Source organism: Janthinobacterium sp. SUN176 (genome assembly GCF_030587335.1).
Lineage (GTDB): Bacteria > Pseudomonadota > Gammaproteobacteria > Burkholderiales > Burkholderiaceae_D > Janthinobacterium > Janthinobacterium kumbetense.
In genome coordinates this window covers 549,928-560,045 of record NZ_JAPWIA010000001.1, presented here as the reverse complement: position 1 = coordinate 560,045, position 10,118 = coordinate 549,928, and the positions used below count along the sequence as shown (strand labels likewise).

Here is a 10,118-nt window from a genome sequence, read left to right as displayed (position 1 = left end):
TCATGCGCCACCTCCGCCTTGCCATCCTTCTCAGCCTGGTATTCGCCCCGGCCGGCGCCGGCGCGCAAAGCGCCGCCGTGCCGGCGGCCGCTGTCTCGGCGCCCGCCGCCGCCACGCCGCAACCGGGCCAGGTCCTGGCCAGCGGCACGGTGCCGGACGAAGCGGCCAAGGCGGCGGTGCTGGTGCGCCTGCGCGAATTGTATGGCGCCGACAAGGTGGTCGACCAGATCGCCGTCGGCCAGGTCGCGCAGCCGGCCAACTGGAACGCCTATGTGCAAAAACTGCTGACGGCGGATCTCAAACAGATCCGCCGCGGCCAGCTGAAGATCGAAGGCAGCGTGGTCAGCGTGCGCGGCGAAGTGGCCAACGAAGCGCAGCGGCAAAAGATCGCCAGCGACTTCGCCACCAGCCTCAATCCCACGTACACCGTCAACAACGGCTTGCGCGTGTCCGCCTCCGACCAGAACATCCTCGATGGCACGCTGGCCAACCGCACCATCGAATTCGAGAGCGGCAAGACCACGCTGACGCCGTCTGGCCGCGCCATCCTCGACGAAATGAGCGCGGCGCTGCACAAGCTGGCGGGCCGCAAGGTGGACATCATCGGCCACACCGACAACCTGGGACTGCGCGCCAGCAACCAGAATCTGAGCCAGGCGCGCGCCGAGGCGGTCAAGACCTACCTGGCCGGCAAGGGCATCGACGGCGACCTGCTCAGCGCTTCCGGACAGGGCCCGGACCGTCCCATCGCCAGCAATGACAGCGCCGATGGCCGCGCGCGCAACCGCCGCATCGAATTTCGCATGGTCCAGTAAGACCGCCACGCCTCCCGCAAGCTATCCGCCCCACTGCCGAGAACACACATGATTTCAGCCGACCAGCTCCTGCTTCCCATCAGCGCCGAACAGCCATGCGGCGTCGACCTGTCCTTCTCCACCGACTTCGACGCCATCGGCCAGGCGCGCAAGTTCGACGACCCCACGCTCGACCAGGGCGAGTGGGTCACCGACCTGAAGGAAGCCGACTGGGCCTTCGTACTGCAACGCTGCGCCACCCTGCTGGGCGAAAAGAGCAAGGACTTGCGGCTCGCCGCCTGGCTGGCCGAAGCTTGCGCCAGGCAAGACCATTTGCGCGGCCTGGGCGAAGGCTATCGCCTGCTGGCGGGCCTGCTGCGCCAGTACTGGGACCTGGGCCTGTACCCGCAGCCCGATGGCGACGACCACGAGCAGCGCATCGGCAACCTGAGCTGGATCCTGGCGCGCACGCCGTCCCTCGTGCGCGCGATGGCGCTGACGGACAAGCAGTCGGGCGGCTGGTCGACGGTCGACTTCGAGACGGCGCGCAAGCGGGCCGCCAGCAACCAGGACGGCGTCAACGGCACCAAGCTGGTGGACATGGAGGCGGCGCGGCGCGGCACGTCGGCGCAGTTCCGCGCCGCCTTTGCCGCCGACGCCCAGTTCTGCCTGGACGCGCTGGCCGAGCTGGAACAGGCGGCCGATACCCGCCTGGGCAGGGATAGCCCGGGCTTTTCCATGGCGCGCGAGGCCCTGCAGGCGATACAGCTCGCCCTGCCTGCCGCCGCCACGGCCATCCCTGCCTCCAGCGTCGCCACCGCGCCGGTGCCGGCTGGCGGCCAGGCGGCGGTGGCTGCCATGCCGGCGCTGCTGCCGGCGGCGCCCGGCGAGCTGCAAAGCCGCGCCCAGGCGCTGGCGCAGCTGCGCCAGGTGGCGCAGTACTTCCGCCAGACGGAACCGCACAGCCCCGTCTCCTACTTCGCCGACAAGGCCGCCAACGCCGGCGAGCAGAACCTGCACGAATGGCTGCGCGGCGTGGTCAAGGACGGCGCCTCGCTGGCCCACATCGAGGAACTGCTGGGCATCGCGCCCGGCAGCGGCCACTGAGCCGGCTAGACGCCTATTTGATCGTGTACCGGAACTGCCCCTGCTTGCCGGCGCTGGCCTTGATGCGGCTGATGCCCTGCCCTTCCGCCATGCGCGCCAGCACGGCTTCGGCGATTTCCGGCAGCAGGCTGCCATTGAGGATATTGTCGACATTGCGCGCGCCCGAATCGACTTCGGTGCAGCGCGCCAGCACCGCCTCGACCAGCGCCTCGTCGTAGAGGAACTCGGCCTGGTGATTGGCGGCGATGCGGGCCGCGATGCGGCCCAGCTTCAGGCCGATGATACGGGCCAGCACATCGTCGCCGAGCGGATAATAGGGAATCACCTTCAGGCGCCCCAGGAACGCGGGCTTGAAAACCTTCAGCAGCTGCGGACGGATGGCCAGCTCCAGCTGCTCCGGCGTCGGCAACTGCTCTTGCGGCAGGTTCAGGCACGCCTGCATCATGGCGGCCGACGCCACGTTCGAGGTCAGGATGATGATGGTGTTCTTGAAATCGATCTCGCGTCCCTCGGCATCGTCCATCACGCCCTTGTCGAAGACCTGGAAGAACAGCTCCATGACATCGGGATGCGCCTTTTCCACCTCGTCGAGCAGCAGCACGCTGTAGGGATTGCGGCGCACCGCCTCGGTCAGCACGCCGCCTTCGCCATAGCCGACATAGCCAGGCGGCGAACCCTTCAGACCCGAGACGCTGTGAGCTTCCTGGTATTCGCTCATGTTGATGGAAATGAGCTTGCGTTCGCCGCCGTACAGCACGTCGGCCAGCGCCAGCGCCGTTTCCGTCTTGCCGATGCCGGACGGGCCGACGAACAGGAACACGCCCTTCGGCTTGTCCGGGTCGTCCAGGTTGGCGCGCGCCGTGCGCACGCGCTGCGCCACCGCCTCGATCGCGTGGGGCTGGCCCAGCACGCGCTCCTGCAGCAAATCCTTCAGCCGCAGCACCGTCTTGAGTTCATCCTTGACCATCTTGCCCAGCGGGATGCCGGTCCAGCCGGCGACGATTTCCGCCACCACGTGGCCGTCGACCTGCACCGGCACCAGCGGCGTCTCGCCCTGCAGCGACGCCAGCTCGGCCTGCAGCGCCAGCAACTCGCGCCCCTGACCCGCGTCGGCCGGCTTGCCCTCCTCGAGCTGCCGGCGGATCGCCTGGATCTGTTCCGACAGCGCCTTTTCGCCATCCCAGCGCGCGGCCAGCTGCGCGTGTTCCTGCGTGGCGGCACCGCGTTCGGCGTCGAGTTGCTGCAGCCGCGCGCCATGGCGCGCGCCGCCGCTCTCCTCGCGTGCCAGGGCCGAGGCTTCCGCATCGATGCGCTCGCGCCGGCGCGTCACGCTGTCGAGCAGGGCCGGCGTGGCGCTCTGCCCCAGCGCCACCCTGGCGCAGGCTGTATCGAGCACGCTGATGGCCTTGTCCGGCAGCTGGCGGCCCGCGATGTAGCGGTGCGACAGGCGCACGGCTTCGGTGATCGCCTCGTCGAAGATGCGCACCTTGAAATGCTGTTCCATCAGCGGCGCCATGCCGCGCAACATGGCGCACGCCAGCTCTTCGCTCGGTTCCTCGATCTTGACGACCTGGAAGCGGCGCGCCAGCGCGGCATCCTTTTCAAAATATTTTTTGTATTCGCCCCAGGTGGTGGCGGCGATGGTGCGCAGCTCGCCGCGCGCCAGTGCCGGTTTCAGCAGATTAGCCGCATCGTTCTGGCCAGCGCTGCCGCCGGCGCCGATCATCGTGTGCGCCTCGTCGATGAAGAGGATGATGGCGTGCGCGCTCTTGCCCACTTCGGCGATGACGTTTTTCAGGCGGTTCTCGAATTCGCCCTTGACGCTGGCGCCGGCCTGCAGCAGGCCCATGTCCAGCGTGTGGATTTCCACGCCCTGCAGGATGTCGGGCACGTCGCCCTGCACGATGCGCAGCGCCAGGCCCTCCACCACGGCCGTCTTGCCGACCCCGGCCTCGCCCGTCAGGATGGGGTTGTTCTGGCGGCGCCGCATCAGGATATCGATCGCCTGGCGGATTTCCATGTCGCGCCCGATCACGGGATCGACCTTGCCGGCGCGCGCGCGCGCCGTCAGGTTGACGGTGAACTGGTCCAGCGCCGGCGTTTTCGACGCCGCCGCGCCGGCCAATTCCCCCACGGGATCGCCGCCGGCGTCGCCCGCCTCTTCCTGCCCTGCGGCCGTCTCGCCGGCTTCCTGCGAACCCTCGGTCAGCTTGTCGAGTCCGTGCTTGATCTCGTCGAGCTTGAATTCGTGGAACAGCGCCGAGCCCCGGTAGGCCAGCTGCGCCAGTTCCGGCTCGGTCAGCAGCGCCTGCAGCAGGTGACCGCTGCGGATGCTCACCTGCCGCCCGGCCCGCAAATCGAGCGAAGCGATCAGCCAGGCATGCTCGAACAGTTTCGGCAGGCGCAAGGAAAACACGGGCGTGCGCGCATTGCCCGTCTGCAGGCGCGCCACTTCGGCGCGCAAATCCGCTTCCAGCATGCTCACGCTGACCCCGCTCCTGCGGGCAATCAGCACGAAATCGCTGTGCGGCTGCTCCAGCAAGGCGAGGAAGACATGCTCCAGGTCGACTTCATACTGCCCCAGGCCGACGCACAGACTGGCCGCGCGCGTGGCGGCCGTGCGGCAGGTGTCGTTCAACTTGCTGATCAGGGTTTTCAGGTTGATGCTCATGGGGCGGCGGTCCTTGTCGGGTGATGGTTGGCGAAATCGGTGGAGTGGCGCGCTCAAGCCGGCGCATGCAGTTCATAGCGGACATCGGCGCGGTCGCACGCCTCGCCGCCGGTGATCAGGAAACTGTCCCAGCCCAGCCGCCCGCCGCTGCGCGGCACTGCCAGCGCCGTGCCCTGCACGTCGGCGGCGCGCAGCACCAGCTGCACTTCGTATTCCAGGCACAGGCCGGTGAACATGGCGAGCATTTTCTCGAGCGCGAGAGCGGCCGCGCCGCCGGGCAGGAAAGCGTCGAAGTGGCGGCGGGCCAGGGGGCCGATGGTCAGACGCAGGCGCAAGTCGCGCTGCCAGACGCGCGCACCGACCATGGCGGTGGCGCCCAGCACGGCGTTGCTGCCGCCCAGCGTACTTTGCTGCTCGCGCGGCACGTCGTACCAGCAGCCGACAAACTGGCTGACGGCGACGCGCTGCCCGAAATACTCGGACAGCACCTGGCCAATCATCACGGCCGACGGCGGCCGGTGGCGCATGGCGGCGGCAAAGTAGCCCACCGATTCGTCGAGCACGCCCGTGCCGTCCTCCGCCAGGCGCTGGCGCAGCGAGGCGTTGCCCAGCCCTGCCAGCGACAGCAGCAGCGGCAGGAACTGATCCTTGCCGTCGAGCTGATATTTGAGCTCCAGCCGGTACTTGCGCCAGGCTTCATAGAACAGGGCCAGGGCGCGGTTCGAGAACGTGTCGAGGAAGGCGCGCGGCCCCTCGTCCTTTTCATACAGCTGGTGGGTGGCGATGCGTTCCGTATAGTGCAGCGGCAGCGCGCCGGCCACGCCGAGAAAGCCCATGAAGGCCGGCGTGACGCGCACGTATTTCAGCTGGGCGCTGCGCAGCGCCGCGCCCAGGGCGTTGGCGTCCGTGGCCAGTTCGCGCGGCTCGGGCGCCAGCGCTTCGATCTGGCTGGGGGCGAAGTCGAGCGAGACGGAATTCTGGAAGCGCAGGAAACTGGCCACCGCATCGTCGTGCGGCAAGCCATTGCGCCTGAGCCAAAGCTCCAGCATGCGTACCGCCTGGAAGTACTGGAAGCGGCAAGGCTGGGCAAACAGGCGCTCGATTACACTAGGCTCGAATCGCCGCTGCGTGGTTTGCATCGCCACAGCTCCTCTCCTGATTTTTTTGCCAGCACCACCAGCTGCGTGAAGCTGTTCGCATGCACATACAAGCCCAGGAAGCACTCGATCACATGCGCAAAGGCGTGGATGCCGCTGCCGACGAAGGCCTCTTCATCTATCGTCAGCCGCACTTCGACGCCGCGCACCAGGCAAGCGAAGGGATTGCCTGGCAGCCAGGCATTGGCGGCCTGGTGGGCGATGGCCGTGATGCCGCGGATTTGCCGCTGCGACGTGGCCGAGCGCGGCAAGTCGTACAGGGCCAACATTTCCTGGAACGCTTCCAGGCCGCTGCCGGCCAGCGACAGGTGATTCAGCGACAGATGCGAAATCAAACGCCAGTGGGCGCCCCTGCCCCGTTCGAAACGGTGCGACTCGCTGGGTTTGCGCAGCAGGCTGATGCTGCGCACGCTGGAGCCACCTTCGAGAAACAGGTCGCCGCCGTGCAAGCCGTAGGTCAGCTGCGCCGGCAAGTCGCGGTTGGTGCAGCTCAGCTCCAGGCTGAGCGTGTCCGTTTCCACCGCGGCCGGATCGAAATCGATGTCGACGATCGAGATCTGCATTTCGTAGCCGGGACTCTTGCTGGCGATAATCTCGTCGCGCCGCATGACCCAGTAGTGGCCATCCCTGGCCGGGGTCTCGCCATGGCGCAGCGAATAGAATGGGCGGAATTCCACCACGGATTCGCCCTGCGGCGTCTGCCGCACCAGCTTGACCGAGTCGATAGCCTGCACCTCGAACGCATACGCGCGGCGCGCATCGGCCAGCACGGGGTAGCTGGCGGCCGTGTGCGTGAGGCGGATGGGCTCACCGCGCTGGCGGAACAGGTTGACCACCGGCGTGCAGCCCAGCAGCAGGTTGTGCGTGTTCATCGTCCCCAGCAGGCGTGCCGTGTTCGAATCGGTGCGCAAGCCGCTCAGCGCCAGGTGCAAGGTGATGCGGCGGCTGCCGGACGGCAGCGCGGCGCACAGCACACCCAGGTCGATGTCGAAGAAATTGAATTTTTCGGGAAAGCAGAAATACTCGGTCAGCAGCCGGTAGGCCGGATGGGAGCGGGCGGAAAACGGGATCAGTGCATCGTCCTCGGCAAAGCCGGCGCTGCGCACGGGAATGCCGTCGAGCGCGACCCAGCTGCCGCCGCCGTCCGCCTCAACATAGGCCTTCACGGTGCGCATGAACAGGGCGTCGCGCAGCGCCGCGCAAAACGAGGGCTGGCCATCGATGAACACGCGCAGCGACGCCAGTCCCAGCTGGCCCAGCGACAGCTGCGCGGCGCTCGACTCGATGGCGATGCGCACGCCCGAGGTGGCATTCGCCGGCAGCAGCACCTGTTCCGGCGCCTCGATGATGGCGGAAAAAGCCGCATGCGTGAGCGCCAGCGGAGCCACCGTCACGGGATAGGCGGTACGGAAGGTGCAGGCCACGCCTTTCACGGGGCGCGTCGTCAGCTCCGTGCCGCGGGCGATTTCCGCAGGCGCCGTCAGCTGCGCCGCCGCGGCGCCGTAATCCATGCGCGCGATCGAGCACGAGGGGAATGGCCGCAGGTAATGCGGATACAGCACTTCGAACAGCGCTTCGGTAAATTCGGGATAATCGTCGTCGATGCGCTTCGAGATGCGCGAATTGAGCAGCGCGAACGACTGGATCATGCGCTCGATGTGCGGGTCTTCGCACACCTCGCCGCCCATCAGCAGGCGGCCCGCGATCTTCGGGTAGCGCTCGGAAAACTCGCGCGAATAGCGGCGCAGGAAACCCAGTTCGCGCTCGTAATAGGGCAGCAATTCGTCCAAGGTCAGGCTCCCGTGGACGCGGCGCGGCGTCCCTTGCTGATCGTGTAATGCAGGCTGGAAGGCTGCAGGATGGCGTCGAAGCTGACCGGTTCGTGCGCCGCATGCACCACCAGCAGCGCGCTGATGGCGAAATTGAGGCGGTTGATGGAGCCTTCCTCGATTTCCAGCGATGCGCGCACCTGGCGCAAGCGCGGCTCGTGGCGGGCGATGGCCTTTTCCAGGCACTGACAGATATAGGCGCGGTCGTCCGTGCTCGACAGGCTAAGCCCGGCGAAATCGTTCAAGCCGTACGTGATGATCGACTTGCCGCACTCGGGAAAGGGTTTGAGCAGCGCCTCGGGCAGCACGGCGCGCGTGTTGAGCAGCGCTTCGAGGTCGCGCGCCACGGTGTCTTTCAAATCCTCGAGCGAGAGGCGCGAGACGGTGCCGCTGGAGGCGCCGTGCACGGGCGTATCCATCAGGCGGTCGAACAGGCCCGGCGTAAAACCTTTCATGGGCTTCCCGTTTCATGGGTGGCGTGGACGCCGCTGCCGGCGGCCAGGAAAGCCAGCGGCGGCAGCGCGCCGCTGGCGTACGCGGTCAGATGCGGTCAGGCTGTCTTGTTGGCCGACAGGTCCCAGCCGCCGGAGGTGTTGCCGCCCGAACCGCCACCCACTTTTTGCTGCGTATACTTCCACTTGACCTTCGAATACTTGAGTGCCAGGTCTTCGCCGAGAATGTCGCCCGCGGCCACCGATGGCGCCACGCTGCTGATCATCACATTCTCCAGTTCGATCTCGAAGTACTTGATGCGCTCGCCCTGGCCATCGGCGCGCAGGAACTCGAGCTTGGCTTTCGGGATGGTCTTACCAGAAGAGCAAGTCTGCAGCAGCAGGGGGCTGGCGAGATCGGCCATCTTGGCGATGACGATATCTTTGTGCTCGGTACGTTCGGCGGTATGGCCGCCGCCCGTCGAGGCGGTCGCCGATTTGGGTTGCAACACCTGCCACTGGACCGACTTGCATTCGATCCAATCTTTGTGGCTGTTATCCGTGGATTCGCCTTTGATGCCATCAATTTGCAAGTATACGTCGATTGCCATGTTATTCCTTTCAAGGGTGTGAAGAAAAATACATTACGATTTGGTCGACTGCGGAAGCTCCGCGACCAAACGGAGTGAAACGGACAATTCGTCAAGCTGGAAATGCGGACGCAAGAAGGACACGGCGCGGTACACGCCGGGCCGGCCCGGCACTTCCGCCACCTGCACCGAGGCTTCGCGCAGCGGAAACTGGGCCTTCTGCTCCTGGCTTGCGTTATCGTCGAGCAACACGTACTGCGTCAGCCAGCGGTTGAGAAAATCTTCCACGTTGGAAGCGGCGGCGAAGCTGCCGATCTTGTCGCGCATCATGGCCTTCATGTAGTGGGCGATGCGCGACACGGCGAAGATGTATTGCAGCTGCGCCGACAGCACGGCGTTCGCGTTGGCGGCGTCGGTATTGTATTTTTTCGCCTTTTGCGCCGACTGGGCGCCGAAAAACGCGGCATAGTCCGTGTTCTTGCAGTGCACGAGGGAGATGAAGCCCAGGTCGCTCAATTCCTTTTCGCGGCGGTCCGTGATGGCGATCTCGGTCGGGCATTTCAGCGCCACCTCGCCCTCGTCCGTCTTGAAGGTATGCGTCGGCAAGTCTTCCACCAAGCCGCCCCCTTCCACGCCGCGGATCGCCGCGCACCAGCCGTAATCCTCGAAGGCGGCCGTCAGCTTGGTGCCGAACGCGTAGGCGGCATTGCACCACAGGTATTTCTGGTGGTCGGTGCCGTCGACGTCCTCGACGAAATTGAAGCCGTCGACGGTGGCGCCATCGAGCGGATTGAACGGCAGCCGGCCCAGGAAGCGGGGCAAGGTCAGGCCCACGTAGCGCGAATCTTCCGATTCGCGCAAGGATTTCCACTTCGCATACTCGACCGTGTCGAAGACCTTGGCCAGGTCGCGCGGCTTGCCCAGGTCGCTGTAGCTTTCCAGCCCAAACAGTTCCGGCGAGGCGGACGAGATGAACGGCGCGTGCGCGGCAGCGGCCACGTGCGACATCTGCTCGATGAAATACATGTCTTCCGGCTGGCGGCTGAATTCGAAGTCGCCCAGCAAGGTGCCGAACGGCGCGCCGCCAAAGGTACCGAATTCCTCTTCGTAGACCTTCTTGAACATGGTCGACTGGTCGAACTCCAGCGCGCTCTGGAAATCCTTGACCAGCTCGCGCTTGGTCGCGTTCATCATCTTGATTTTCAGATTCGTGCCGGTGGCCGTGTTCTTCACCAGGTAGTGCAGGCCCGTCCAGCTGCTTTCCAGCTTCTGGAATTCGGGCGCGTGCATGATGGCGCTGAGCTGCGCGGAAATGAGCTGGTCCAGTTCGGCCACGCGGGCATCGATGGTGGCGGCCAGGTTATTCGATACCACCACCGTGCCATCCATGACCTGGCTGACCAGTTCGGAAATCAGATCCTTGGCGCGGGCGTGTTCGACGCTGGACTTGGCCACCTTGCTCTGCTCGACGATCTGGTCGAGCAAGTCGATTTCGGCGGCGCCAGCAGCGCTCAATGCGGGGGTCAGTTGTGCGGACAT

Annotated in this window: 8 protein-coding genes; 2 read left to right on the top strand and 6 right to left on the bottom strand. The window is 66.0% G+C overall.

The features are described 5' to 3' along the window. Window positions 1–2: 2 nt before the first annotated feature. Window positions 3–815: an OmpA family protein gene (locus O3299_RS02615; RefSeq protein WP_305061426.1), complete on the top strand. Its 813-nt coding sequence runs from the start codon at window positions 3–5 to the stop codon at window positions 813–815. Between the two features lie 48 nt (window positions 816–863). Continuing rightward, entirely contained in the window at window positions 864–1,901 is a 1,038-nt protein-coding gene (gene tssA / locus O3299_RS02610; RefSeq protein WP_099664659.1) for a type VI secretion system protein TssA, read from the top strand. Window positions 1,902–1,914: 13 nt separating this feature from the next. On the opposite strand, the gene tssH is transcribed toward tssA, so the two are convergent. The 6 genes from tssH to tssC form a co-directional block, all read right to left on the bottom strand. Next, window positions 1,915–4,572 (bottom strand): type VI secretion system ATPase TssH, encoded by a 2,658-nt coding sequence (tssH, locus tag O3299_RS02605; protein WP_305061425.1) that lies wholly within the window; start codon window positions 4,570–4,572, stop codon window positions 1,915–1,917. A 53-nt stretch (window positions 4,573–4,625) separates the two neighbouring features. Then, on the bottom strand, window positions 4,626–5,711 hold the full coding sequence (gene tssG, locus O3299_RS02600) for a type VI secretion system baseplate subunit TssG (RefSeq protein WP_305061424.1): 1,086 nt from the start codon (window positions 5,709–5,711) through the stop codon (window positions 4,626–4,628). Next, window positions 5,675–7,519: a type VI secretion system baseplate subunit TssF gene (gene tssF, locus O3299_RS02595; RefSeq protein ID WP_305061423.1), complete on the bottom strand. Its 1,845-nt coding sequence runs from the start codon at window positions 7,517–7,519 to the stop codon at window positions 5,675–5,677. Before tssF ends, tssG begins: the two co-directional genes overlap by 37 nt. A 2-nt stretch (window positions 7,520–7,521) precedes the next feature. Further along, a complete protein-coding gene (gene tssE / locus O3299_RS02590; protein ID WP_035817453.1) occupies window positions 7,522–8,013 on the bottom strand; it encodes a type VI secretion system baseplate subunit TssE in 492 nt (163 codons plus the stop codon). A gap of 95 nt (window positions 8,014–8,108) precedes the next feature. Then, entirely contained in the window at window positions 8,109–8,600 is a 492-nt protein-coding gene (locus tag O3299_RS02585; protein ID WP_035817450.1) for a type VI secretion system tube protein Hcp, read from the bottom strand. A 33-nt stretch (window positions 8,601–8,633) separates the two neighbouring features. Then, a complete protein-coding gene (tssC, locus tag O3299_RS02580) occupies window positions 8,634–10,118 on the bottom strand; it encodes a type VI secretion system contractile sheath large subunit (RefSeq protein WP_099664664.1) in 1,485 nt (494 codons plus the stop codon).

Excerpts from the sequence above, each read along its gene's own strand:
- O3299_RS02585 (WP_035817450.1), bottom strand. The coding sequence starts at position 8,600 with ATGGCAATCGACGTATACTTGCAAATTGATGGCATCAAAGGCGAATCC.
- tssG (WP_305061424.1), bottom strand. The coding sequence starts at position 5,711 with ATGCAAACCACGCAGCGGCGATTCGAGCCTAGTGTAATCGAGCGCCTG.
- O3299_RS02615 (WP_305061426.1), top strand. The coding sequence starts at position 3 with ATGCGCCACCTCCGCCTTGCCATCCTTCTCAGCCTGGTATTCGCCCCG.
- tssE (WP_035817453.1), bottom strand. The coding sequence starts at position 8,013 with ATGAAAGGTTTTACGCCGGGCCTGTTCGACCGCCTGATGGATACGCCC.
- tssA (WP_099664659.1), top strand. The coding sequence starts at position 864 with ATGATTTCAGCCGACCAGCTCCTGCTTCCCATCAGCGCCGAACAGCCA.
- tssC (WP_099664664.1), bottom strand. The coding sequence starts at position 10,118 with ATGTCCGCACAACTGACCCCCGCATTGAGCGCTGCTGGCGCCGCCGAA.
- tssH (WP_305061425.1), bottom strand. The coding sequence starts at position 4,572 with ATGAGCATCAACCTGAAAACCCTGATCAGCAAGTTGAACGACACCTGC.